Annotated in this window: 18 protein-coding genes and 1 pseudogene; 14 read left to right on the forward strand and 5 right to left on the reverse strand. The window is 72.8% G+C overall.

Translation table 11 applies throughout. The annotated features are described in order from the left end of the window. Positions 1–78: 78 nt before the first annotated feature. The 8 genes and pseudogenes from B0E53_RS04150 (at position 79) to B0E53_RS04185 (ending at position 6,874) form a co-directional block, all read left to right on the forward strand. Entirely contained in the window at positions 79–849 is a 771-nt protein-coding gene (locus B0E53_RS04150) for an SDR family oxidoreductase (RefSeq protein ID WP_246835222.1), read from the forward strand. Continuing rightward, positions 849–1,631 (forward strand): SDR family oxidoreductase, encoded by a 783-nt coding sequence (locus B0E53_RS04155; protein ID WP_107074741.1) that lies wholly within the window; start codon positions 849–851, stop codon positions 1,629–1,631. Before B0E53_RS04150 ends, B0E53_RS04155 begins: the two co-directional genes overlap by 1 nt. A gap of 11 nt (positions 1,632–1,642) precedes the next feature. Beyond that, positions 1,643–2,656 carry an NADPH:quinone oxidoreductase family protein gene (locus B0E53_RS04160; protein ID WP_246835223.1) on the forward strand — a complete coding sequence of 338 codons (1,014 nt, stop codon included), beginning with the start codon at positions 1,643–1,645 and terminating at the stop codon, positions 2,654–2,656. A gap of 29 nt (positions 2,657–2,685) precedes the next feature. Further along, a pseudogene (locus tag B0E53_RS38480) lies at positions 2,686–2,874 on the forward strand (SDR family oxidoreductase); the annotation flags it as partial. Between the two features lie 17 nt (positions 2,875–2,891). After that, complete coding sequence (locus B0E53_RS04170; protein WP_107074743.1) at positions 2,892–3,344, forward strand: MaoC family dehydratase; 453 nt, start codon at positions 2,892–2,894, stop codon at positions 3,342–3,344. Further along, positions 3,341–4,369, forward strand: a complete 1,029-nt coding sequence (locus B0E53_RS04175) for a phosphotransferase family protein (protein WP_107074744.1) — start codon at positions 3,341–3,343, stop codon at positions 4,367–4,369. The genes B0E53_RS04170 and B0E53_RS04175 overlap by 4 nt, the downstream gene beginning before the upstream one ends. Continuing rightward, positions 4,369–5,619 carry an acyl-CoA dehydrogenase family protein gene (locus B0E53_RS04180; RefSeq protein ID WP_107074745.1) on the forward strand — a complete coding sequence of 417 codons (1,251 nt, stop codon included), beginning with the start codon at positions 4,369–4,371 and terminating at the stop codon, positions 5,617–5,619. Before B0E53_RS04175 ends, B0E53_RS04180 begins: the two co-directional genes overlap by 1 nt. Positions 5,620–5,629: 10 nt before the next feature. Further along, entirely contained in the window at positions 5,630–6,874 is a 1,245-nt protein-coding gene (locus tag B0E53_RS04185; protein ID WP_107074772.1) for a MalY/PatB family protein, read from the forward strand. A gap of 13 nt (positions 6,875–6,887) precedes the next feature. Here the strand turns inward: B0E53_RS04185 and B0E53_RS04190 are convergent, their stop codons facing one another. Then, complete coding sequence (locus B0E53_RS04190; protein WP_146167584.1) at positions 6,888–8,549, reverse strand: hypothetical protein; 1,662 nt, start codon at positions 8,547–8,549, stop codon at positions 6,888–6,890. Between the two features lie 674 nt (positions 8,550–9,223). On the opposite strand from B0E53_RS04190, the gene B0E53_RS04195 reads away from it, so the two are divergent. Further along, positions 9,224–11,185, forward strand: a complete 1,962-nt coding sequence (locus tag B0E53_RS04195; protein WP_168215213.1) for a CHAP domain-containing protein — start codon at positions 9,224–9,226, stop codon at positions 11,183–11,185. A 176-nt stretch (positions 11,186–11,361) separates the two neighbouring features. On the opposite strand, the gene B0E53_RS04200 is transcribed toward B0E53_RS04195, so the two are convergent. Further along, the gene (locus B0E53_RS04200; protein ID WP_107074748.1) at positions 11,362–11,724 is read right to left on the reverse strand and encodes an STAS domain-containing protein; all 363 of its coding nucleotides are present in this window, start codon (positions 11,722–11,724) and stop codon (positions 11,362–11,364) included. A gap of 258 nt (positions 11,725–11,982) precedes the next feature. Between B0E53_RS04200 and B0E53_RS04205 the strand changes: the two genes are divergently transcribed. Next, positions 11,983–12,735: a GAF and ANTAR domain-containing protein gene (locus B0E53_RS04205; protein WP_146167585.1), complete on the forward strand. Its 753-nt coding sequence runs from the start codon at positions 11,983–11,985 to the stop codon at positions 12,733–12,735. Between the two features lie 22 nt (positions 12,736–12,757). Here B0E53_RS04205 and B0E53_RS04210 read toward each other — a convergent pair whose 3' ends face one another. Together B0E53_RS04210 and B0E53_RS04215 are read right to left on the reverse strand one after the other, a co-directional pair. After that, positions 12,758–13,423, reverse strand: a complete 666-nt coding sequence (locus B0E53_RS04210) for a response regulator transcription factor (RefSeq protein WP_107074750.1) — start codon at positions 13,421–13,423, stop codon at positions 12,758–12,760. Continuing rightward, positions 13,420–14,541, reverse strand: a complete 1,122-nt coding sequence (locus B0E53_RS04215; protein WP_246835224.1) for a sensor histidine kinase — start codon at positions 14,539–14,541, stop codon at positions 13,420–13,422. The genes B0E53_RS04210 and B0E53_RS04215 overlap by 4 nt, the downstream gene beginning before the upstream one ends. 146 nt (positions 14,542–14,687) lie before the next feature. On the opposite strand from B0E53_RS04215, the gene B0E53_RS04220 reads away from it, so the two are divergent. The 4 genes from B0E53_RS04220 to B0E53_RS04235 all read left to right on the forward strand — a co-directional run bounded on the left by B0E53_RS04220 (position 14,688) and on the right by B0E53_RS04235 (position 23,606). Further along, positions 14,688–15,632, forward strand: coding sequence for an ATP-binding cassette domain-containing protein (locus B0E53_RS04220; RefSeq protein ID WP_107074752.1), 945 nt, complete (start codon positions 14,688–14,690; stop codon positions 15,630–15,632). After that, complete coding sequence (locus B0E53_RS04225) at positions 15,629–17,137, forward strand: ABC transporter permease subunit (protein WP_107074753.1); 1,509 nt, start codon at positions 15,629–15,631, stop codon at positions 17,135–17,137. Before B0E53_RS04220 ends, B0E53_RS04225 begins: the two co-directional genes overlap by 4 nt. After that, positions 17,134–17,934, forward strand: coding sequence for an ABC transporter permease (locus B0E53_RS04230; protein ID WP_107074754.1), 801 nt, complete (start codon positions 17,134–17,136; stop codon positions 17,932–17,934). Before B0E53_RS04225 ends, B0E53_RS04230 begins: the two co-directional genes overlap by 4 nt. A gap of 212 nt (positions 17,935–18,146) precedes the next feature. After that, the gene (locus tag B0E53_RS04235; RefSeq protein WP_107074755.1) at positions 18,147–23,606 is read left to right on the forward strand and encodes a carboxyl transferase domain-containing protein; all 5,460 of its coding nucleotides are present in this window, start codon (positions 18,147–18,149) and stop codon (positions 23,604–23,606) included. A 110-nt stretch (positions 23,607–23,716) separates the two neighbouring features. Here B0E53_RS04235 and B0E53_RS04240 read toward each other — a convergent pair whose 3' ends face one another. Then, positions 23,717–24,823, reverse strand: coding sequence for a sugar-binding protein (locus B0E53_RS04240; protein ID WP_107074756.1), 1,107 nt, complete (start codon positions 24,821–24,823; stop codon positions 23,717–23,719). Positions 24,824–24,847: the final 24 nt, after the last annotated feature.

Genomic DNA, 24,847 nt, shown 5'->3' on the forward strand with positions numbered 1-24,847 from the left:
GCTGTTGACGACGCCCGCCAGGCTGTCGCACACTCCCTCAGACACATTCTAAGCAAGCGCTTAGTAACTTCGGAGGGGGTGGCCGTGTCGGAGGCCGCGTCGAGCAGATTCGCCGGTCGCACGGCGATCGTCACCGGTGCCAGCCGCGGCATCGGCCTGGCCATCGCCGAGCGGCTGGTCGCCGACGGCGCCAAGGTGGTCGTCACGGCGCGCAAACGGGAGGCGCTGGACCAGGCGGTCGCCCGGCTGGGCGCCGAGCACGCGGTCGGCGTCGCCGGGCACGCCGACGACCCCGACCACCAGGCCGAGGTGGTGAGCCGGGCGGTCGACACCTTCGGCAGCGCGGACTTCCTGGTCAACAACACCGGCATCAACCCGGCGTACGGCCCGCTGGTCGAGCTGGACCTGGCAGCGGCCCGCAAGGTCTTCGAGGTGAACTGCCTCGCCGCGCTGTCCTGGGTGCAGCAGGTCCACCGGGCCTGGCTGGCCGGGCACGGGGGCGCCGTGGTCAACGTCTCCTCGGTGGCCGGCGTCCGGCCGGCGTCCGGCATCGGCTTCTACGGCGCCAGCAAGGCGATGCTCACCCACCTCACCCAGCAGCTCGCCGTCGAGCTGGGCCCGGACATCCGGGTGAACGCCGTCGCCCCGGCCGTGGTGAAGACGAAGTTCGCCACCGCCCTCTACGAGGGCCGCGAGGAGCAGGTCGCGGCCGCGTACCCCCTCAAGCGGCTCGGCGTCCCCACGGACGTCGGCAGCGTCGTCGCGTTCCTGCTCTCCGAGGACGCCGCCTGGATCACCGGTCAGCTGCTCGTCGTCGACGGCGGCCTCACCCTGAACGGGGGTGTCTGATGCCGGTACGGGACAAGGGCGTCGTCGTGACCGGCGCCGGGCACGGTATCGGCCGCGCGCTGGCCACCCGACTCGCCGCCGAGGGAGCGCGGGTCTTGGTCAACGACCTCGACGGCGTGGCGGCCCGGCGGGTGGCCGAGGCGATCGGCGGTTGGGCCGCCCCCGGCGACGCCGCCACCGAGCAGGGCGTCGCCGCGCTGGTCGAGACGGCCCGCGGCCACCTCGGTGACATCGACGTCTGGTTCGGCAACGCCGGGATCGACCGGGGGCGCGGGCTGGACGCCGGCGAGGCGGAGTGGGCCGCCAGCCACGAGGTGAACGTCATGGCCCACGTGCGGGCCGCGCGACTGCTGGTCCCCGCGTGGGTCGAGCGCGGCGCGGGCCGCTTCGTGGTGACCGCGTCCGCGGCCGGGCTGCTCACCACGCTCGGCAATCCGGCGTACGCGGTCAGCAAGCACGCCTGCGTCGCGTTCGCGGAGTGGCTGTCGGCGACGTACCTGCATCGCGGCGTCGTGGTGCAGGCCATCTGCCCGCAGGGCGTGCGGACCCGGATGCTCGACGACGCCGGGCCGCTGCGGGACCTGCTCAGCCGCGACGGGGCGCTCACCCCGGAGGACGTGGCCGAGGCGACGTGGCAGGCCCTGCACGACGACCGGTTCCTGGTCCTGCCGCATCCCCGGGTGGCCGACTACTACGCGCACCGCGCCGCCGACCCGGACCGCTGGCTGGGCGGCATGAACAAGCTCCAGCGACAGCTCGAGGACCAGGGGGCGTTCCGGTGAAGGCATGGCGGGTGACCGAGCTCGGCGAGCCCCGGGACGTGCTGCGGCTCCTCGACGTGCACGACCCGGAGCCGGGCCCCGGACAGCTCGTGGTCCGGGTGCTGGCGTCGCCGGCCAACTTCCCCGACGTCCTCATGTGCCGCGGCGAGTACCAGGTCCGGCCCGAGCTGCCGTTCACGCCGGGTGTCGAGCTGTGCGGCGAGGTCGTCGCGCTCGGCGAGGGGGTGGCCGGGTTCGCCGTCGGCGACCGGGTGCTCGGCGGCGCCGCGCTGCCGCACGGCGGGTTCGGGGAGTTCGCGCTGCTGGACGCCGCGACCACGTTCCCCGCGCCCGCGGCGCTCGACGACGCCGAGGCCTCCGCCCTCTACATCGGCTACCAGACCGGCTGGTTCGGCCTGCACCGGCGGACCGCGCTGCGCGCCGGCGAGACGCTGCTGGTGCACGCGGCGGCCGGCGGCGTCGGCAGCGCGGCCGTCCAGCTCGGCAAGGCGGCCGGGGCCCGGGTGATCGGCGTCGTGGGTGGTCCGGAGAAGGCGGCGGTGGCCCGCGCGCTCGGCGCCGACGTGGTGGTGGACCGGCACGACGAGGACTTCGTCGAGGTGGTCAGGGCCGAGACCGGTGGCCGGGGCGCCGACGTCGTCTACGACCCGGTCGGCGGGGACACCTACCAGCGTTCGACCAAATGCGTGGCCTTCGAGGGCCGGATCCTCGTGGTCGGCTTCGCCGGTGGCCGGATCCAGTCCGCCGCGCTCAACCACGCCCTCGTGAAGAACTACTCGATCGTCGGCCTGCACTGGGGCCTCTACCAGCGCCACGACCCGGCCGCCGTCGCGGAGTGCCATCGTGCCCTCACCGCGCTGGCCGCCCGGGGCGCCGTACGGCCCCTGGTCAGCGAGCGCCTCCCGCTCGACGAGGTGGCCGCCGGGGTGCAGCGGCTCGCCGACGGCGCCACCGTCGGCCGGGTGGTGTACGTCCCGGTTCCGACCCGCCCCATCCCCACCCACCGAGGAGTTGACGCCCCATGACCAGCACCCGCACCGCCGTCGTCACCGGAGCGGCCCGTGGCATCGGGGCCGGCGTCGCCGACGAGCAGGCGGTACGGGCGGCCGTGGACCGGATCGCCGGCGAGCTGGCCACCGGCACGCCGGAGGACATCGCGCACGCCGTGTCGTTCCTCGTCAGCGAGGGCGCCGGCTTCGTGTCCGGCCAGGTGCTGTACGTCGCCGACGGGCCGAAGGCCTGAGTGGGGAGGGCGAGACGATGAGGGTCTTCCAGGGCATCGCGGAGCTGGAGCAGGCGGTCGGCACCCACCTCGGGCACTCCGACTGGCACCGGATCACACAGCAGCAGATCGACGCCTTCGCCGAGGCGACCGGTGACCACCAGTGGATCCACGTCGACCCGGTGCGGGCCGCCCGCAGCCCGTTCGGCGGGACCATCGCACACGGGTACCTGACGCTGTCGCTGGTGCCCATGCTGGTCTGGCAGGTTTACCGGGTCGAGGGGCTGACCATGGGGGTGAACTACGGCGCCAACAAGCTTCGCTTCCCCGCTCCGGTCCCGGTCGACTCCGAGGTGCGGGCCGGCGTGGAGCTGCTGTCGCTGGTGCCCGGCGGCGGCGGCTACCAGCTGACCGCGAAGGTGACCGTCGAGCTGGCGGGCGCCGAGAAGCCGGCCTGCGTCGTCGAGACCGTCAGCGTCCTGGTCCCGTGACCGCCCCGACGCTCCAGGACCCGCCCGGCCTCGACCTGGCCCGGCTCGCCGACTGGTTCGCCGCCTCGGTGCCCGGGGCGGCGGGAGTGTCGACCGCCCGGCTGATCGCCGGCGGGAAGTCCAACCTCACCTACGAGGTCGGCGACGGGCGGACGACCTGGATCGTGCGGCGGCCGCCGCTGGGGCACGTGCTGTCGACCGCGCACGACATGGCCCGCGAGCATCGCGTCATGTCGGCGCTGCACGCCACCGACGTGCCGGTCCCGGCGACCTACGCGCTCTGCGCGGACGTCGACGTGCTCGGGGCACCGTTCTACGTGATGGAGCGGGTCACCGGCACGGCGTACCAGCACGCGGCCGAACTCGAACGGCTCGGCCCGGAACGCACCCGGGTCATCTCGACCCGGCTGGTCGACACCCTCGCCACCCTGCACGCGGTCGACCCGGCGGCCGTGGGGCTGGCCGACTTCGGCCGGCCCGAGGGATTCCTGGCCCGGCAGGTGCGGCGGTGGCGCAAGCAACTCGACGCGTCGTACTGCCGGGACCTGCCGGCCGCCGACGAGCTCTACGCCCGCCTGGCGGCCGGGGTGCCGGCCGACTCGGCGCCGGGCATCGTGCACGGCGACTACCGCCTCGACAACGTCCTCGTCGACGACCGCGACCGCCTCGCCGCGGTCATCGACTGGGAGATGGCCACGCTCGGCGACCCGCTGGCCGACCTGGCGCTGCTGGTGCTCTACCAGCGGCTCGGCCGGCTCGTGGGCACGGCGGTGGCCGAGGCGTCGTCCGCGCCCGGCTTCCTGACCGAGGACGAGATCCTCGAGCGGTACGCGGCGGCCGGCGGACGGGCCCTCCCGCGACTCGGTTTCCACCTCGGCCTGGCGGCCTTCAAGCTGGCCGCGATCCTTGAGGGCATCCACGTCCGCCACCTGCGTGGCCAGACCGTCGGGGCCGGCTTCGAGCAGCTCGGCGAGGTGACCGAGCTGCTCCTCGACGCCGGCCTGACCTACCTGAAGGAGCGCTGATGGACTTCGCCCTGGACCCGCGGACCGAGGGGCTGCGCGACAACCTCCTGGACTTCATGGACCGCCAGATCCACCCGGCCGAGCAGGTCTTCCACGAGCAGCTCGGGCAGCTCGGCGACCGCTGGGCCTGGGACTCGGTGCCGGTGCTCGCGCAGCTGCGCACCGCGGCCCGGAAGCGGGGGCTGTGGAACCTCTTCCTGCCGGGTGAGCACGGGGCCGGGCTGACCAACCTGCAGTACGCCCCGCTCGCCGAGATCACCGGGCGGAGCCATCTGGCGCCCGCCGTGCTGAACTGCGCCGCTCCGGACACCGGCAACATGGAGGTGCTGGCGATGTTCGGCACCGGCCAGCAGCGCAAGCAGTGGCTGGAACCGTTGCTGGACGGCGAGATCCGGTCCTCGTTCGCCATGACGGAGCCCGACGTGGCCTCGTCGGACGCCACGAACATCGCCACCCGGATCGAGCGGGACGGCGACCACTACGTGATCAACGGCCGGAAGTGGTGGATCACCGGCGCGATGAACCCGAACGCGCGGATCCTGATCGTGATGGGCAAGACCGATCCGCACGCCGATCGGCACCGCCAGCAGTCCATGGTGCTGGTCCCCCGGGACACTCCGGGCCTGGAGATCACCCGGGGCATGGAGGTGTTCGGGTACGACGACCACGACCACGGCGGGCACGCGGAGCTGGCGTTCCACGACGTACGCGTGCCGGTCGAGAACCTGATCGGCGCCGAGGGCGACGGCTTCGCGATCGCGCAGGCCAGACTCGGCCCCGGCCGCATCCACCACTGCATGCGCTCGATCGGCCTCGCCGAGCGGGCCGTCGAGCTGATGTGCGCGCGCGCCGAGCAGCGGGTCGCGTTCGGCCGGCCGCTGGCCGAGCAGGGCGTGATCCGGGAGTGGATCGCCGAGTCGCGGGTGCGGATCGAGCAGCTGCGCCTGCTGGTGCTCAAGACGGCCTGGCTGATGGACACCGTCGGCAACAAGGGCGCGCACACCGAGATCCAGGCCATCAAGATCGCCACCCCGGCAACCGTCCAGTGGATCCTGGACAAGGCGATCCAGGTGCACGGCGCCGCCGGGCTGTCCCAGGACTTCCCGCTGGCGAGGGCCTACGCCGGCATCCGCACGCTGCGCTTCGCCGACGGACCCGACGAGGTGCACCGGAACGCCCTGGCCCGCCACGAGCTGCGGCGCCAGGCCGCCGCGAGGCAGCGGAACGACACCGAGGGGGGTACGGCCTAGGGTGGTGGGCATGGCAGGCCCCGCCCCCTCCGCCGACGGCTCCGCGGCCCGGAATCCGCTCACCGCGCTCACGCTGGACGAACTCCGGCAGCGCAGCAGCGTGAAGTGGCGGATGCACCCGCCGGACGTGCTTCCCCTCTGGGTCGCGGAGCAGGACGTGCCCCTCGCCGCGCCGGTGGCCGACGCGCTGCGCCGCGCGATCGACCTCGGCGACACCGGTTACTCGCACGGCACGGCGTACGCCGAGGCCCTCGGCGAGTTCGCCGACGAGCGCTGGGGATGGCACGACTTCCGGGTCGACCACACCACCGTCGTTCCCGACGTGATGATGGGCGTCGTCGAGGTGCTCCGGCTGGTCACCGACCCGGGTGACGCCGTGGTCGTCTGCTCCCCCGTCTACCCGCCCTTCTACGCGTTCGCCGGCCACGCGGGCCGGCGGGTGATCGAGGCTCCGCTCGGACCCGACCTGCGGATGGACCGCGCCGCTCTCGACGAGGCGTTCCGCCGCGCCCGGGCCGGTGGCAGCCGGCCGGCGTTCCTGCTGTGCAACCCGCACAACCCGACCGGTGTGGTCCACCGCCGGGACGAGCTGGAGGCGGTCGCCGGCCTGGCCCGCCGGCATGGGGTGCGGGTGGTCTCCGACGAGATCCACGCCCCGCTGGTGCTGCCCGGGGCGCGCTTCACCCCGTACCTCACGGTGTCCGGCGCCGAGGACGCGTTCGCCCTCACCTCCGCCTCGAAGGCGTGGAATCTCGCCGGCCTCAAGGCGGCGCTCGCGGTCGCCGGGCCGGAGGCCGCCGCCGACCTGCGCCGCATGCCGGAAGAGGTCAGCCACGGGCCCAGCCACCTGGGCGTGCTCGCGCACACCGCCGCGTTCCGTGCCGGCGGGCCGTGGCTCGACCTCCTCCTCGACGGCCTCGACGCCAACCGCACCCTGCTGGAGACCCTGCTGGCGAAGCACCTGCCGGCCGTCACCCACCGCCGGCCCGAGGGCACCTACCTCGCCTGGCTGGACTGCACCCGGTTGGGCGTCGCCACCGAGCAGCCGGCCGGCGAGCCCGGGGTGGCCAGCGACCTCGCCGGGCCCGCGAAGATGTTCCTCGACGACGCGCGGGTCGCCCTCAGCTCCGGGCACGTCTTCGGCACCGGCGGGGCCGGCTTCGTACGCCTCAACTTCGCCACCCCACCCGCGATCCTCACCGAGGCCGTCATCCGGATGGGCCGGGCCGTGGACCTGTCACAATCGCCGAGCTGAGCTGGGAGAGGAACTACCGCTTGGCGCTCTCGTGTACGGCCCGCGGCAGGTTGAGCCACCACGACGCGGCGGCACGCGTCATGGCCGGGGCCTGATCGTTGTCGCACACGCTCTTCAGCAGAGTCCCGTGGTGGGCGAGGCCGAGCCCGTAGATCAGACCGCTCAACGCCCAGGCGTTCGTCTTGTTCCTGGTCTCCTGCCACAGATTGGCATGGTGGTTCAGGGCCGCCTTCCAGTAGCGGTCCTCACTGCGCCCGCCGATGTGCCCGATGGCCTGTGTCGCGGCGACGGTGATGGAGGGCGGGACCCCCTCTGCCGTGCTGAGTCGCTCGATGATGGGCCGCTGGTCCTCGTCGCCGAGGATGCGCAGCGCCTCGATCATGGCGTGGGCCACGTCGACGTTGAAGGTGGCGGCGTGGCTTCCGACTTCCAGGGCCAGCGCGGCGGCGAGCGGCCGCCGGTACGGAGTCCCGAACAGCAGGATCGCCGCGTACAAGCGCACGTCGAACACCGGGCTGAACAACATCTCGTCGAGCAGCACCGGCAGTAGTTCATCGTGGAAGACCCGATCGTCGCAGGGCATGGTGGCCGTCGTGGTGTTCGCCAACCGGGCGATGAGGACGTGCCCCGCCTCGGCTGCGGCGAGCCGGCCCGCGGCCAACACCTGACTGAGTGTCGGATCACCGGTAACGACGTGGCGCAGCCGGGCCTTTGCCGAGGCGGACACGTCCGACGGCAACCGGCGAAGGAGCTCGGCGGCGAGCGGTTGGGCGTCCTCGTAGCGGGCCGGGTCGAGCGCGAGCTCGTTGACGATCGGCACGAGGCATCGCAGCTGGGACTCGCTGAAGTGTCCGTATCGCAGCTTTCGGACACACGCCAGGAGGGCGCCGTACTGGGCCCGGTCGTTCGTCGGACGCACGAGCTGGTCGAGCACGTGCCGGCTGGCATCGGGATGCGGGCTGGCGTCCAGCGCGCTCACGGTTTCGACGAACACCTGGTTCGTGCGGTCGCCGGCCAGGCTCGCACAGGCCGCCACCGCGTGCTGCTGGGCGACGGGGTGGGCGAGCAGACGGTTGAGGGCCTCGTAACGCTGCATCCACGCCAGGCCGTCGGCGACGATCATCTCGGCCAACAGTCGCTCGGCAATGTCGGTCCAGGCCGAGCGTGGCGTGATCATCTGTCGTGGCGCGACGGCCAGGTAGGTGGTCAGCTCGTCCCAGTCCGAGCCCGTAAGGAGATCGTCGGACCGGGCCGCCTCCACCAACTCCTCCAGCCGGGTCAGCCGGCGCGGGTCCCCCTCCCGTAGCTCCCGGTCCAGCAGCGGGGCACTGCAGATGGCGGTGGCCGAATACCGGTAGATCACGTCGAGCAGCGCCACCAGGCTGTTGGCGGGCAACTGAAGCAGTTCCTCGTACCGCCGTACCGCCAGATAGGGCACCCGGACGATCGCCGTCTCCCACCGCGAGATGCGGCAGGGGCTGGTCTTCTCGGGCCAGCAGCCGCCCTGGAAGGCACCGGCGAAGGCGTCGCCACGCAGCCACTGCTCGTTCCGCCCGTACAGGCGGTTGACGCGCAACAGCCAGGCAACCCGGTCCTGCTGCGTCGGCCAGCCGGACCGCGCCGCCGTCGGCCGCCCGACATGGTGCGGCCGGCCGCGTCGTCCTCCGGTGCCCACCGGGCATTTATTGCACCCGTCCGGGGCGTCTGCAACAGATCGACAGCAAACCGACACTCTAAGCAACCATGGGCGCCACGGCGAGAGATGCGAACGCGTCCCGTGCTCGCTGTTCCTCTCCGATCTCGATCCCTCAGCTGCACGAGGAGGACCCGTGGTAACCAGTCGGAACACCCTGAAGCGCATTCTCCTGACCGGCACCCTGATCGCCGGTGGACTGACTCTCCTACCTAGCGAACCGAGCCAGGCGGCAGTGGTGCCGAACTTCTACGAGTGCAACCCCGTGAGTGGTTGGTGCTACCAGACCAACCCGCCCTACAGCAGCAGCGTGCCGAGAAGTTGCCGCTGGAACGACTACGCGACCAACACGAGCGGCATGTGGTACACGGGCTGCACGGCCGGATACTGGCGGCCCTACGTCCACAGGTGACCGAGGCTAAGTCCCGCTCCCCTGGCACCACGACGAGGCCGTTTGCCTCGACTACATCCGCGTCCAGGATCAGGAACGACGACCCCTGGGCGCCGAGTGAGAGGCGTACGGCTGGCGCCCGCTCCCGCGTCGAAGCCAGGTCGACGCGGCGCGACGGCGGCACCGAGCAGAGTCCCGACCCGACCGGGCGACCTCCGACCGAGAGGACAGCGACATGCGTCGAACAACCTGGACCAGGACCGTCATGACCCGACCGCCGAGCGCGTGGAGGGTGTTCACCGTTGTCCTCCTCGCCGCGCTGTCGTCGCTGGTGGCGCCGGCCGACGCACGAGCGGCCTCCGGCGAGACGTCGGTGTGCCGATCCACGGACTACAGCTGCCTCGCCGGCACCGGGTACACCGGGCAGTCCGTGTGGGGCTCGTGGGGCCCCGGCCACAACTGCGTGAGCTACGCCGCCTACCGGCTGCGGGCCAACGGGGCGGCCCAGTCCTGGTCGCCGATCGGCAACGCCTACCAGTGGGACGAAAAGGCACGGGGCGCCGGCGTGCGGGTCGACACGACTCCCGCGGTGGGCTCGATCGCCCAGTGGGACACGGGCAGCTTCGGGCACGTCGCGTACGTCGAGGTGGTCACGGCCGCCTACATCGAGATCAGCGAGGACGCCTACCTCACCGACACGTCCGGCTACGCCTCCCGCCGGCGCCTCGACCGTGGCGGCACGACCTTCGCGTCCGCCGAATTCCTCCACGTGCGCGACGTCGTCACGCCGGGCCAACCCGGCGTCCCCGGTACGCCACAGGTGCTGGCGCACGGTAGCCGGGTGAACCTCCAATGGGCCGCGGCCGCCGGGGCGAGCGAGTACCAGGTGATGCGCAACGGCGTGCACCTGGCGACGGTAGGCGGCGCGGGTTTCCTCGACACGCAGGCGTCGCCCGGGCAGGCGTACAGCTACACGATCGTGGCGCGCAACGCCGCCGGCGCGACCGCCGGACCCAGTCGGTACGTGCAGACCACGGGCAACGCGGGCGACCGGGCGTACCTCGCCTCGGGGTTGGGGCCGGCGGTGTGCGGCCGGGCAGGTGACCAGACGTACCAGGCACTGGTCTGCAGCATCCGGCGGCCCGACGGATGGATCTCCTCGGCCTCACCCAAGGGAGACTGGGGCTACGCCAGCGACCGAGCCTGGCTCGTCAACACCGACGGCACCATCTCCTACTGCCGCCGCGTCGGCGAGGGCGACCAGGCCCGCTGCGACCGCTTCGACGGCACCACCTGGACCTCGGCCACCTCACCCCGCGCCGACCTCGCCTACCACGAGAACCGCGCCTACCTGAGCACCAAGGACGGACCCGCCATCTGCGGCCGCGCCGGCGACCAGAACTCCCAGACGCTCGTCTGCAACGTCTGGACCAGCACCGGATGGCTCACCAACCGCTACTCCCCCGCCAACGACTGGGGCTACGCCACCGACCGAGCCTGGCTCACCAACACCGACGGCACCATCTCCTACTGCCGCCGCGTCGGCGACGGAAGCCAAGCCCTCTGCGACCGCTTCGACGGCACCACCTGGACCTCGACCATGTCCCCCCACTACGACCTCGGCTACCCCGACAACCGCACGTACCTCGCCTCGGGGTTGGGGCCGGCGGTGTGCGGCCGGGCAGGTGACCAGACGTACCAGGCACTGGTCTGCAGCATCCGGCGGCCCGACGGATGGATCTCCTCGGCCTCACCCAAGGGAGACTGGGGCTACGCCAGCGACCGAGCCTGGCTCGTCAACACCGACGGCACCATCTCCTACTGCCGCCGCGTCGGCGAGGGCGACCAGGCCCGCTGCGACCGCTTCGACGGCACCACCTGGACCTCGGCCACCTCACCCCGCGCCGACCTCGCCTACCACGAGAACCGCGCCTACCTGAGCACCAAGGACGGACCCGCCATCTGCGGCCGCGCCGGCGACCAGAACTCCCAGACGCTCGTCTGCAACGTCTGGACCAGCACCGGATGGCTCACCAACCGCTACTCCCCCACCAACGACTGGGGCTACGCCACCGACCGAGCCTGGCTCACCAACACCGACGGCACCATCTCCTACTGCCGCCGCGTCGGCGACGGAAGCCAAGCCCTCTGCGACCGCTTCGACGGCACCACCTGGACCTCGACCATGTCCCCCCACTACGACCTCGGCTACCCGGACACGTTCTGATCAGGCGCGGCCGGGAACGGCGCTTCGGCCCGTGAGTCGACTCACGGGCCGAAGCGCGTGGCTGCGGTCACGGGGCCGTTTCGGGCTGATCCACCTCGGGTATCTGCCGCAGACCGGCGGGCAGCAGTCCGGTGTGATCGCTGCCCTCCGCGGACGGACGTGGAGGGAAAGGCAGGTCACTCGGTGGTGAATTCGTCCATGAGGCCGACGATGTCGAGGACCTTGACGGTGATCCGGGAGGGCTCGCGCACCACCAGGGTGCAGCCCGCCGAGGCGACTCGCCGGCGGACCGTCAGCAGCGCGTTGACGCCGGCGGCGCAGAAGAAGGTGACCCCGCTCAGGTCGAGCACCAGGACCGCCGGCGGTCCGCCGGCCACCAGCCGGTCCACGAGGTCGACGAGCCGGTCGACGGTCGCCAGGTCGAGCGGGCCCCCGACCCGCACCACCTCCGCCGGGCCCTCCCGGGCGAGCGCCAGGGACAGGGTCGGCGGGCGGGCGATCTCCCGCGCCTCGGGATGTTGCGCGTGGTGGACGGACATGAACTGCTCCTCCGTTGAGGATGGCAGACCGGGTTGATGCCGGCGCCCACCATCGGCGGCGCGGCACTGGTCCTGGGCTCATGTCCGAACCCACCTCGACCCTAGCCCCGTTCCGCCCGATTGGCACCCCCGCCCACGGGGGAAACGTGGGCTCCCTGACAGAAAAGCACCGGCCGCGCTCCCTCAGGGGCAGGCCGGAGCAGTGGCGTCACCTTCGGTGCAACCGAACGGGCACATGGATTACAGGAGGTAGCGGTGGTGTCCGGTGCTGCTGACCCGTCTCTGGCCTCGGCCTACGGCCGACTGCTGACGATGCTCGCCGACTCGCCTCACGTCGACGTGTTCCTGGACCAGATCGTCCGGGTCGCGGCGGAGGTCGTCGCTCCGGCCGTGGCGTGCGGGCTGACCGTGCGCCGCGACGGCGGCGCCCTCACGATCGCCAGCAGCGACGACCTCGCGGCGCAGGGTGACGAGGCCCAGTACCGGGTCGACGAGGGCCCCTGCCTCGCGGCGCTGCGCGAGGGGCAGGTCGTCGAGGTGTCCGACCTGCGCGACGACGGACGCTGGCGCCGCTACCGGGACCACGCGCTCCGGCTCGGCATCCGTAGCTCGCTGTCGCTGCCGATGACGGTCGACGGCGTGACCCTCGGCGCGTTGAACCTCTACGCCACCCAGCCGCGCGCCTTCACCGACACCGCACGCCGGCACGCGCTGGCGTTCACCGACCAGGGGTCCACGGCGCTGGGCGTCATCCTGCGCCAGGCCGACCAGGCGCTGCTGCACCAGCAGCTCACCGACGCGATGGCCTCCCGCAGCGTCATCGACCAGGCCCTCGGAGTGATCATGGGCCAGCAGCGGTGCACCGCCACGGAGGCCTTCACCCTGCTCCGGCAGGCGTCGCAGAACCGCAACCGCAAGCTGCGGGACGTGGCCGCGGAGATCATCACCCAGGTCACCGGCGAGTCCCCGCAGCCGGCCCCCGGATTCGTGGCGCCCCGCCAACAGTCCTGAGCGACCCGTCAGCAGCCGTCCTTCACCGGTCTCCGGGGACCACCAGGCCGGACTCGTACGCCACCACGACGGCCTGGGTCCGGTCGCGGAGGCCGAGCTTGGCGAGCATCCGGCTGACGTGGGACTTCACCGTCTCCTCCCCTACCACGAGCCGGGCGGCGATCTCGGGATTCGACAGACCCTCGGCGATCAGCCGCAGCACCTCGGTCTCCCGGGCGGTGAGCGCGCGGAGGGCCGGATCCGGGTCCCGGCGGCGTACCCGCATCCTGGCGAACTCGGCCACGAGCCGCCGGGTCACCGTCGGGGCGAGCAGCGCCTCCCCGGCGGCGACGACGCGGACGGCGTCGAACAGGCGCTCGGCGGTCGCGTCCTTGAGGAGGAAGCCGCTCGCGCCGGCGCCGAGCGCGTCGTACACGTGCTCGTCGAGGTCGAACGTCGTCAGCATCAGCACCCGCGGCGGCTCCGGATCGGCGAGGAGGCGGCGGGTCGCCTCGATGCCGTCCATCCCCGGCATGCGGATGTCCATCAGGACGACATCGGGGCGCACCTGCCGGCAGATCCGCACGGCCTGCCCGCCCTCGGCGGCCGAGCCGACGACCGCGAAGTCGGGCTGGGTCGCCAGCAGGACCTCGAAGGCGGCACGCACGACGTCCTGGTCGTCGACCACGACGATCCGGGTGGTCGTCACGGCGTGGCTCCCTTCGTCGGCAGGACGGCCTCGACGAGGAATCCGGCGCCCGGTGCCGCACCGGCCGTGACCTGGCCACCGACCATAGCCGCCCGTTCCCGCATCCCGGTCAGCCCGTGCCCGCGGCCGCCGGTCGAGGCGGGACCGGGGCCGTTGTCGTAGACCCGCACGCTGAGGTCGTCGCCGCGGTAGTGCAGCTCGACGTCGACGGCCGCGCCGGGGGCGTGGCGGCGGGCATTCGTCAGCGCCTCCTGCACGATGCGGTACGCCGTCAGCTCGACCCCGGGATCGAGCGGCTCGACGCGGCCGCTCACGATCAGGCGTACGCCACTGCCCACCGCGGCGTCGCGTACCTCGTCGAGGAGGGCGTTGAGCTGGCGGAGCCCGGGTTGGGGGCGAAGTGTCGGCGCGGCGTCCACGTCCTCCCGGAGTACGCCCAGCAGACGCCGCATCTCCGTCAGGGCGATCCGCGCGGTGTCCCCGATGGCGGTCAGCCGGCGAGCCCCGTCCGGTGGCAGGCCCGGTGTCGCCAGCCGGGCCGCGTCGGCCTGCAGGGCGATCATGGTGATGTGGTGCGCCACCACGTCGTGGAGTTCCCGGGCGATGCGGACCCGTTCGCCGCGGGCCGCGTACTCCATCAGCGATGCGGCCGACGACCGTTCGTGGGCCCGGTGCCGGTTCCGCTCGTCCCGCAGTCGCTCGGTCGCCCCGGCAGCGGCCGCCAGCGCCGCGACCGCCAGCAGGATCAGGGCGACGGACCGCCCGCCCGGCCGGTTGCTCGACAGCGGCGACGCCGCGTACCCGACGAAGGGCAGGACCAGGGCACCGGCTGTGCCAAGTGGACGCCGGCGGCCGGCGACTCCGTAGAGCACGGCCAGCGCGGTGGTCCCGGCGACCGTGACCGGATAGGAGATCATCAGGCCGGACAGGGCCGCCGAAGCGGACAGCAGGGCCGCCGTCGCGGGCCAGAGGCGGAGCAGGGCGACGGGGGCGACCAGCGCGAGCGCGACGAGAGCCCCGATCGCGGTCGGCGGCCGGCCGTACGCGCCCGCCACCGCCTCGGTCACCGCCACGGCGCCGAGGGCGGCCGTGGCCGCGGCCGGCCCGATCCCCTTCACGCCCGCCATTGTGACCGGCCGCGACACCGGTGTCGTCCATCCCGGCAGGGACGCCGCCTCCCCCACGCGAGGGAGGCCGCCACCGGCGGAAGACCCCTCTGCGCCGTGACGCGCCCGCCGGTCACCGCCGCCTAACGTTTCCTGCCATGGAACCCACGATCGAGGTACGCGCGCTACGCAAGCGCTACCGCAGCGCCGTCGCGGTGGACGGGCTGTCGTTCACCGTCCGGCCCGGCGAGGTGACCGGTTTCGTCGGGCCCAACGGCGCCGGGAAGTCGACCACCATGCGGCTGATCCTCGGGCTCGACGCGCCGGACGAGGGCGAGGCTCTGGTCAACGGCCGCCCCTACCGCTCTTTGCGTACGCCGCTGACCCAGGTCGGTGCGCTGCTCGACGCCTCGGCTCTGCACCCGGGCCGGCGCGCCCGCGACCACCTGCTCTGGCTGGCCCACAGCAACGGCATCGGCCGGCGCCGGGTGTCCGAGGTGCTCGACCAGGTGGGCCTCGCCTCGGCCGCCCGCCGCCGGACCGGAGGCTTCTCGCTCGGCATGCAGCAGCGGCTGGGCATCGCCGCCGCCCTGCTCGGCGATCCCCCGGTGCTGATGTTCGACGAGCCGGTCAACGGGCTCGACCCGGACGGCATCGTCTGGATCCGGGACCTGATGCGGTCCCTGGCCGCCCAGGGCCGGGCGGTCCTGGTCTCCAGCCACCTGATGAGCGAGCTGGAGGACACCGCCGACCATCTGATCGCGGTCGGCCGCGGCCGCCTCATCGCCGACACGAGCGTGGCCAAGCTCCTGGCCGCGGCGTCCAAGGACCGCGTCGAGGTCACCACCGCGCAGCGGGCCGAGGCGACGACCGTGCTCGCCAACGGGGGCGCGACCGTCACCGTGGCCGGTCCGGACACCGTCGTCGTCGAAGGGCTGCCCGGCGACCGGGTGTCGGCGCTGCTGACCGGGGCCGCCATCCCGTTCTCCGAACTGCGACGGCACCGGGCCTCCCTCGAGGAGGCGTACATGGACCTGACGCGGGGTGCCATCGAGTTCGCGCCGGAGACCGGAGCGCCGAGGACCGAAGGGAGCGTACGGTGAGCGCTCGCGAATCCTTCCCCCGCCTGCTGCTGGCCGAGTGGACCAAGCTGCGGTCGGTGCGGCGCTGGGTCATCACGCTGCTCGGCGCGGCCGTCCTGACCATCGGCCTGAGCTACCTGGCCGCTTCGGGCAGCAGGACGAACATCAACGAGCACGCCGAGTTCGTCGGCGGGCCGCACGGCGACCCGGTCGCCGACGCGTTCTACTTCGTGCACCAGCAGGTCACGGGTGACACGACGCTCACCGTGCGGGTCGCCTCGTTGACCACCGAACCGTTCCGGCGCGACGTGAGCATGGGCTCCGACCGGATGACCAGGCTCGAGGACCGGAGCCCGTTCGCCCAGCCGGCGGCCGGCATCATGATCAAGGACGGTACGCGGCCCGGCTCGTCGTACGCCTCGGTGATGCTGACCGCCACTCAGGGCGTACACCTGCAATGGGACTTCGACGCCGACGGCAGGGGCAGCGCGAGCAGCGGGGCCCGATGGTTGCGGCTCGTGCGCTCGGGCGCCACGATCACCGGATACGAGTCGGCCGACGGTGCCGGGTGGCAGAAGATCGGTACGGCGACGCCGAAGAACCTGCCCTCCACCGTCGAGATCGGCTTCTACGTCTCGTCGCCGGCGACCGTGTACACGTCACGGGGCGGCGGCAACTCGTCCGTCGGTGAGCAGCCGACCAGCGCCCGGGCCGCGTTCGACAACGTGCGGCTCGGCTCGGGTGGCACCTGGCGCGGGGAGGCGATCGGCGGCGAGGACCGACTCGGCGAGAAGGGCGGGGTACGCGGGGGCGGCCAGGTCACCGAGGCCGACGGCGCCTACACCGTGGTGGGCACCGGCAAGGTCGGTCCGCGGCCGCCGGACGACGACATGGTGGAGATCGCGCTGGTCGGCGTCGTCGCCGGGCTCATGGCCCTCATCGCGATCGGGGTCCTCTACGCCACGTCGGAGTACCGCCGGGGCATGATCCGGACGACGTTCGCCGCGACCCCGCGCCGGGGCCGTGTGCTGGCCGCGAAGGCGATCGTCCTCGGTACCACCTCGTTCCTCGTGGGGCTGGCCGGTGCGGTCGGGGCCTTCGTGCTCGCCATCCCGGTCCTGCGCACGCACGGCTTCACGCCGCCGGGTTTCCCCCGGCCGTCCCTCCTGGACGGTCCGGTGTTGCGGGCTCTGCTGCTCACTGCCGCGTTCATGGCCGGGGTCGCCGTCGTCGGCCTCGCGATGGGCCTACTGCTGCGGCACAGTGCGGCTGCGATCACGATCACCGTCGTCCTGGTGCTCGGACCGCTGATCATCGGCATGATCCTGCCGGGCAGCTCGCCGAGGTGGCTCATGTACACCACCCTGGCGGGCGGGATGGCCACCCAGCGGGCGAAGCCCCCGACGATCACGCTTGCCGAGCCGTGGGCCCTCATCGGCCCGTGGGCCGGGGCCGGTGCGGTCGCGGCGTGGGTCGCCGTCACCCTCGGGCTCGCCTGGTGGCAGCTGCGGCGGCGGGACGCATGACGGCGCGGCGACCGCTCCGTGCCCTGCGGGCGGAGTGGACGAAGCTGAGGACCCTGCCGAGCACCGGCTGGCTGGTGCTGCTCACCGTCGCCGGCACGGTGGGCGTCGGGTTCGCCGTCACCGGGTCGCTGCACTACGCGCACTGCGACTCGCCCTGCACCCTCGACCTCACGAAGCTGTCGCTGGCGGGCGTACGCCTCGGCCAGGTCGGGATCGTGGTCCTGGCGGTCCTGACGGTGACGGCGGAGTACAGCACGCGGACGATCCAGCCGACCCTGGTGGCCGTACCACGCCGGCTCCTGGTCGTGCTGGGCAAGCTCGGGGTCCTGGCCGTCGTCGGGGCGGCCACCGGCGTGCTGGTGGTGGCCGGGTCCCTGGCGGCCGGCCGGGCGACGCTGCCCGGCAACGGGTTCACCGCGGCGCACGGTTTTCCGGCGCTGTCGCTCGCCGACGACGTCACCCGGCGGGCGGCCATCGGCACGGTTCTCTACACCGGGCTCGTCACCCTGCTGGGAGCGGGGCTCGGGCTCCTCCTGCGCGACACCGCCGGTGCGGTGACGGCGGTGCTGGCACTGCTGTACGGCTCGCCGGTCGTCGCCATGTTCGTCACCGATCCGACCTGGCAGCACCGCATCCACCGGTTCGCCCCGATGGACGCCGGGCTGACCATCCAGTCGACCCGCAACCTCGCCGCCGAGCACATCGGGCCGTGGGCCGGGCTCGGCGTCCTGTCCGTGTACGTCGCCGCGGCGGTCATCGGGGGGCTGATCGTGTTCCAGGGCCGCAACGCCCGCTGACCGTACTCCCCGGTAGCGGGACGGGGCTCCGCGTAGAGTGCCCGCTCGGCGGCGGGACAGCCAAAAAGTTTTGTTTGGTTCCTACAACTCGCGCCGCTCAGGGTTCGGCGGTTACGACATGGCGCCGCCGGCCCGCACGCGGAAAGGTGATCACTGCCGGGGGCCGTCGCCTCGCGGCGCGTACACGTGGGTCCAACGGAGGGGTCGGTCGGGTGTTCAGCCGTGTCGCCATCGTCAACCGTGGAGAGGCCGCGATGCGGCTCATCCACGCCGTCCGAGAGCTGGCCGCGGAGACCGGGACTCGGATCGAGACCGTCGCCCTGCACACCGACGTCGACCGCGACGCCACGTTCGTGCGCGAGGCGGACGTCGCCTACGACCTCGGTCCGGCGTCCGCGCGCCCGTACCTGAACCTGGCGGTGCTGGAGCGCGCGCTCGTGGAGACCCGGGCCGACGCCGCCTGGGTGGGCTGGGGTTTCGTCGCCGAGGACCCGGCGTTCGCCGAGCTGTGCGAGAAGATCGGGGTCACCTTCGTCGGGCCGAGCCCCGAGGCCATGCGCCAGCTCGGCGACAAGATCGGCGCGAAGCTCATCGCCGAGGAGGTCGGCGTCCCGGTCGCGCCGTGGAGTCGCGGCGCCGTGGAGAACCTGCCCGCCGCCCTGGCGGCCGCGGCCGAGATCGGCTACCCGCTGATGCTGAAGGCCACCGCCGGCGGGGGCGGGCGCGGCATCCGCGTGATCACCAACGAGGCCGAGCTCGCCGACGCGTACGAGCGCACCAGCCAGGAGGCGGCGCGGGCGTTCGGCAGCGGCGTGGTGTTCCTGGAGCGCCTGGTCACCGGCGCCCGGCACGTCGAGGTCCAGGTGATCGCCGACGGCCAGGGCACCGCGTGGGCGCTCGGCGTCCGGGACTGCTCGGTGCAGCGGCGCAACCAGAAGGTCATCGAGGAGTCGGCGTCGCCGGTGCTCAGCCCGGCGCAGGCCGCCGAGCTCAAGGCGTCGGCCGAGCGACTCGCCGTCGCGGTCGGCTACCGTGGCGCGGCGACCGTCGAGTTCCTCTACCACCCCGGCGACCGGCTGTTCGCGTTCCTCGAGGTCAACACCCGCCTCCAGGTGGAGCACCCGATCACCGAGTCCACCACCGGGTTCGACCTGGTCAAGGCGCAGCTGCACGTGGCCGCCGGCGGGCGGCTCGACGGCGAGCCGCCGGCGGAGCGCGGGCACGCCATCGAGGCCCGGTTGAACGCCGAGGACCCGGACCGCGACTTCGCGCCCTCCCCCGGCCGCATCGCCCGGCTGGACCTGCCCGCCGGGCCGGGCATCCGGGTGGACACGGGTGTCAGCGAGGGCGACACCATCCCCGCCGACTTCGACTCGATGATCGCCAAGATCATCGCCTACGGCCGGGACCGCGACGAGGCGCTCGGCCGGCTGCGCCGGGCGATGGCGAACACGACGGTGATCATCGAGGGCGGCGCGACGAACAAGAGCTTCGTGCTCGACCTGCTCGACCAGCCTGAGGTGATCGACGCCAGCGCGGACACCGGCTGGATCGACCGGGTCCGCGGCGAGGGCCGGCTCGTCGCGCACCGGCACTCCGCCGTCGCCCTGGCGGCCGCCGCCATCGAGGCGTACGAGGAGGAGGAACGCGTCGAGCGGCAGCGGCTGCTGTCGACGGCGTCCGGCGGACGCCCGCAGGTGCAGCACGCCAGCGGCCGGCCGCTGGACCTCAAGCTGCGCGGCGTCGGCTACCGGATGCGCGTGGCGCGGGTCGGCGCGCACCGGTTCCGGGTCGGCATCGAGACGGCCGGGGGTGTCCGCACCGCCGACGTCGAGCTGGACCGCTTCGACCGGCACACCGGGCAGATCGTGGTCAACGGCGTCCGGTACCGCGTGCTCACCGACACGTACGGGCCGACCCACCTGGTCGAGGTGGACGGCGTGACGCACCGGGTCAGCCGCGACGAGGGCGGCGTGCTCCGGTCGCCCATGCCCGCTCTGGTCGTCGCCACGCCGCTGGCGGTCGGCGCCGAGGTCGAGGCGGGCGCGCCGGTGCTGGTGCTGGAGGCCATGAAGATGGAGACGGTGCTGCGGGCGCCGTTCCGGGCGCGACTCAAGGAGTGTGCCGTCTCGGTGGGCAGCCAGGTGGAGGCCGGCGCGCCGCTGCTGCGGCTGGAGCCGCTCGCCGACGAGGGCGCCGAGGCGGCCGACGGCCCGCCCGCGGCCGCCGTCGAGCTGGACCTGCCCGCCGAGCCGGTGGAGATCCCGGCGCGGCAGCGCGCCGCCCGCGGCCAGGAGGACCTGCGCGGGCTGCTGCTGGGCTTCGACGTCGACCCGCACGACGACCGCCGGGTGCTCGACGACTACCTCGCCGCCCGCAAGGCGGCCACCGAGGACGGCCACCGGCCGCTGGCCGCCGAGCTGGAGCTCGTCAACGTCTTCGCCGACCTCGCCGAGCTGAGCCGCAACCGGCCGACGGGCGAGGACGGCGACGGCCACGTCCCGAGCGCCCGCGAGTACTTCCACACCTACCTGCAGAGCCTCGACATCGAGCGGGCCGGGCTGCCGGGCGCGTTCCAGGCCAAGCTCGGCAAGGCGCTCGGGCACTACGGGGTCACCGACCTGGAGCGCTCCCCCGCGCTCGAGGCCGCCGTCTTCCGGATCTTCCTGGCCCAGCAGCGCGCGTCCGCCGACGCCACGGTCGTCGCGACGCTGCTGCGGTCGTGGCTGCGGGAGCCGCCGCCGGACGAGACGCTGCGGGAGCCCGCGGGCCTCGCGCTGGAGCGGCTGGTGGCCGCGACCCAGGTCCGCTTCCCGGTGGTCGCCGACCTCGCGCGGGGCGTGGTGTTCGCCTGGTTCGCCCAGCCGCTGCTGCGCCGCAACCGCGCCCGCGTCTACGCCGAGGTCCGCCGGCACCTGCGCCACCTCGACGCGCACCCGGACGCGCCGGACCGCGCCGAGCGCATCGCGGCGATGGTGCGCAGCACCGAGCCGCTGGTGCGGCTGCTCGGCCAGCGGCTCGTGCGCGACCACCTGGACAACGCGGTCATGCTGGAGGTGCTGACCCGGCGCTACTACGGCAACAAGGGGCTCACCGGCGTCCGCACCCGCGAGGTCGCGGGCTGCACGTTCGTGGTCGCCGAGCGCGCGGACTCGACCGTGGTCTCGGCGGCGGTGCGCTTCGACGCGCTCGGCGGGGCGCTGCGCGGGCTCGCGGAGCTGGCGGGCGACACGGATGCCGTCGACGCCGACATCTACCTGGCGTGGGAGGACCAGCCGGAGGGCTTCGACGCGATGGCGGCCGCGCTGCACGAGGTCGTCGCCGCGCACCCGTTGCCGCGGCAGGTCCGCCGGGTCACCGCCACCGTCGCGGGCCGCGCGGGCGCGGTGATGCACCACCACTTCACCTTCCGGTCGTCGGACACCGGGATGACCGAGGATCGGCTGATCCGCGGCCTGCACCCGTACATCGCGCAGCGGATGCAGCTGGAGCGGCTGAGCAAGTTCGACCTGACCCGGCTGCCGTCGGCGGACGAGGAGGTCTACCTCTTCCAGTGCGTGGCGCGGGAGAACCCGTCGGACCAGCGCCTCGTGGCGTTCGCGCAGGTGCGCGACCTGACCGAGCTGCGCGAGCAGGACGGGCGGCTCGTCGCGCTGCCGACGACCGAGGACACGGTGGCCGCCTGCCTCGACTCGATCCGCCGGGCGCAGTCGCGGCGGCCGTCGAAGTCGCGCTTCCAGACCAACCGGATCGTGATCTACGTCTGGCCGCCGAGCGAGCTCACCCGCGAGGAGATGGAGATGATCGCCGGGCGGGTGCGCCCGACGACCGCGGGGGCCGGGCTGGAGGAGATCCTGTTCATCGCGCGGCAGCGCGACCGCAGGACCGGCGAGCTGACCAAGATCGCCGTACGGATCTCCTTCACCGCCACCGGCGGCGCCGAGCTGAGCGTCGGTGAGCCGCCGGTCGAGCCGGTCGAGCCGCTCGACGACTACCGGCTGAAGGTGCTGCGCGCGAGCAGCCGCAACACGGTGTACCCGTACGAGCTGACCGGCCTGCTCGGCGACTTCGTCGAGCACGACCTCGACGACCGGCACGCGCTGGTGCCGGTCGACCGGCCCAGGGGGCGCAACAGCGCGGCGATCGTCGCGGGCGTGGTCACCACGCCGACGCCGCGGCACCCGCAGGGCGTCACCCGGGTCGTGCTGCTCGGCGACCCCACGAAGTCGCTCGGCGCGCTGTCCGAGCCGGAGTGCCGCCGGGTGATCGCCGCGCTGGACCTGGCCGAGCGGATGGGCGTGCCGCTGGAGTGGTACGCGCTCTCCGCCGGCGCCCGGATCTCCATGACCTCCGGCACCGAGAACATGGACTGGGTGGCGGCCGCGCTCAAGCGGATCGTCGAGTTCACCCAGGCCGGCGGGGAGATCAACATCGTGGTGGCCGGCATCAACGTCGGCGCGCAGCCGTACTGGAACGCCGAGGCGACGATGCTCATGCACACCAAGGGCGTCCTGGTGATGACGCCGGACTCGGCCATGGTGCTCACCGGCAAGCAGTCGCTCGACTTCTCCGGCGGCGTGTCGGCCGAGGACAACTTCGGCATCGGCGGCTACGACCGAGTGATGGGCCCGAACGGGCAGGCCCAGTACTGGGCGCCGAGCCTGCCCGCCGCGCGCGACGTGCTGATGGCGCACTACGACCACACGTACGTGGCGCCGGGCGAGTCGGCGCCGCGGCGGGCGACGACGAGCGACCCCGTCGACCGGGACATCTCGGCCTTCCCGCACACCGTGGCGGGCAGCGACTTCACCACGGTCGGCGAGATCTTCTCCGCCGCGGCCAACCCGGACCGGAAGAAGCCGTTCGACATCCGGACCGTGATGCGGGCGCTCGCCGACCAGGACCACCCGGTGCTGGAACGCTGGGCGGGCATGGCCGACGCGGAGACCGCGGTGGTGCAGGACGTGCACCTCGGCGGCATCCCGGTGTGCCTGCTCGGCATCGAGTCCCGGTCGGTGCCGCGCCGCGGCTTCCCGCCCACCGACGGCCCGGACACCTACACGGCGGGCACCCTGTTCCCGCGCTCGTCGAAGAAGGCCGCACGGGCGATCAACGCGGCCAGCGGCAACCGGCCGCTGGTGGTGCTGGCGAACCTGTCGGGCTTCGACGGCTCGCCCGAGTCGATGCGCAAGCTGCAACTGGAGTACGGGGCCGAGATCGGCCGCGCCATCGTGAACTTCCGCGGGCCCATCGTGTTCTGCGTGATCTCGCGCTACCACGGCGGCGCGTTCGTGGTGTTCTCGAAGGCGCTGAACCCCAACATGACCGTGTTGGCGCTGGAGGGATCGTTCGCCTCGGTGCTGGGCGGTGCCCCGGCCGCCGCGGTGGTCTTCTCCGGGGACGTCAACGCCCGCACGGCGGCCGACCCCCGGGTGCGCGACCTGGAGGCCCGTGTGGCGGCCGCCGCCGGCGCCGACCGTGCCGCGCTGACCGCGGAACTGGACGAGCTGCGCTCGTCGGTCCGGGCCGAGAAGCTGGGCGAGGTGGCCACGGAGTTCGACCGGGTGCACAGCATCCAGCGTGCCGTCGAGGTCGGCTCCGTCGACGCGGTCATCCGCGCGGCCGAACTCCGCCCGCGCGTCATCGACGCCATCGAGGCGCACCTGCGCTGACCGGCGGGCGCGGTCGGCGGCGAACGCCCCGACCGCGCCGCGGTCGAAACCCAGGCGCACGAGGAAGGGCCCCGGAGCGAACTCCGGGGCCCTTCCTCGGTGCGAGGAGATTACTTGGTGAGCGGGGCCAGCTTCGGGTCGTTGGCGTACGCCTCGGCCGCGTTGGCCTTGGTGACGGCCACCGGCGGCAGCAGATAGGTGTCCACGACCTTCACGCCGTTGTTGTACGACTTGGTGTCGTTCACCTCGGGGGCGTTACCGGCCTGCAGGGACTTCACCATGGCGATGGTCTGCTTGACCAGGTTCCGGGTGTCCTTGTTGATCGTCATGTACTGCTCGCCAGCCATGATCGACTTGACCGACTCGACCTCGGAGTCCTGACCGGTGACGACCGGGATCTTCTTGCCGGCACCCTTGATCGACGTGATGATCGCGCGGGCCAGGGTGTCGTTCGGGGAGAGGACGCCGTCCAGCTCCTTGTTGCCGTAGGTCGAGGTCAGCAGCTGGTCCATGCGGGCCTGGGCGCCCTCGGCCTTCCAGCCCTGGATGGCGGTCTGCTTGACGTCGGTCTGCTTCGAGGCGACGACCACGTTGCCCTTGTCGATCTCCGGCTTGAGCACGCTCATGGCGCCGTTGAAGAAGACACCGGCGTTGTTGTCGTCCGGCGAGCCGGAGAACAGCTCGATGTTGTACGGGCCGTTCGGCTTCTTGGCCTTCATGCCGTCCAGCAGGGCCTGGCCCTGGAGCTGGCCGACCTTGAAGTTGTCGAACGCGACGTAGTAGTCGAGGTCCGGGGTGTTGGTGATGAGGCGGTCGTACGCGATCACCTTCGCGCCGGCGGCGTGCGCGGCGGCGACCTGGGTCGACAGCTGAGCGGCGTCGGTCGCGCCGATGACGATGACCTTCGCGCCCTTGGTCACCATGGCCGTGATCTGGGCCTGCTGGTCCGCGACGGTGGTCGACGCGCCGGCGTACTGGACGTCGCTCTTGAAGCCGGCCTCCTTGAGGCCGTTGGTGAACAGGTCACCGGCGAGGACCCAGTTCTCCGAGGTCTTCGACGGCAGGGCGACGCCGATCAGGGAGTCGGCCGCGAAGCCCTTGGTGTCGCCCTTCGAGCCGCCGGTGTCGCCGTCGCGGCCGGAGCCGCAGGCGGTGGCGGTCAGGGCCAGCGCGGCGATGGCGCCGATGGCCATCGACTTGCCGATCAGTTTACGCATGGCTGGTGGTGCCCTTCTGGAGAG

This window comes from Micromonospora sp. MH33, assembly GCF_003013775.1.
GTDB classification, from domain to species: Bacteria; Actinomycetota; Actinomycetes; order Mycobacteriales; family Micromonosporaceae; genus Micromonospora; species Micromonospora fulviviridis.

Bases quoted from the DNA above. Each gene is read 5' to 3' on its own strand.
- B0E53_RS04200 (WP_107074748.1), bottom strand. From the start codon at position 11,724: ATGTCCGTCCACCACGCGCAACATCCCGAGGCGCGGGAGATCGCCCGC.
- B0E53_RS04185 (WP_107074772.1), top strand. From the start codon at position 5,630: ATGGCAGGCCCCGCCCCCTCCGCCGACGGCTCCGCGGCCCGGAATCCG.
- B0E53_RS04230 (WP_107074754.1), top strand. From the start codon at position 17,134: ATGACGGCGCGGCGACCGCTCCGTGCCCTGCGGGCGGAGTGGACGAAG.
- B0E53_RS04155 (WP_107074741.1), top strand. From the start codon at position 849: ATGCCGGTACGGGACAAGGGCGTCGTCGTGACCGGCGCCGGGCACGGT.
- B0E53_RS04240 (WP_107074756.1), bottom strand. From the start codon at position 24,823: ATGCGTAAACTGATCGGCAAGTCGATGGCCATCGGCGCCATCGCCGCG.
- B0E53_RS04195 (WP_168215213.1), top strand. From the start codon at position 9,224: ATGACCCGACCGCCGAGCGCGTGGAGGGTGTTCACCGTTGTCCTCCTC.
- B0E53_RS04180 (WP_107074745.1), top strand. From the start codon at position 4,369: ATGGACTTCGCCCTGGACCCGCGGACCGAGGGGCTGCGCGACAACCTC.
- B0E53_RS04220 (WP_107074752.1), top strand. From the start codon at position 14,688: ATGGAACCCACGATCGAGGTACGCGCGCTACGCAAGCGCTACCGCAGC.
- B0E53_RS04170 (WP_107074743.1), top strand. From the start codon at position 2,892: ATGAGGGTCTTCCAGGGCATCGCGGAGCTGGAGCAGGCGGTCGGCACC.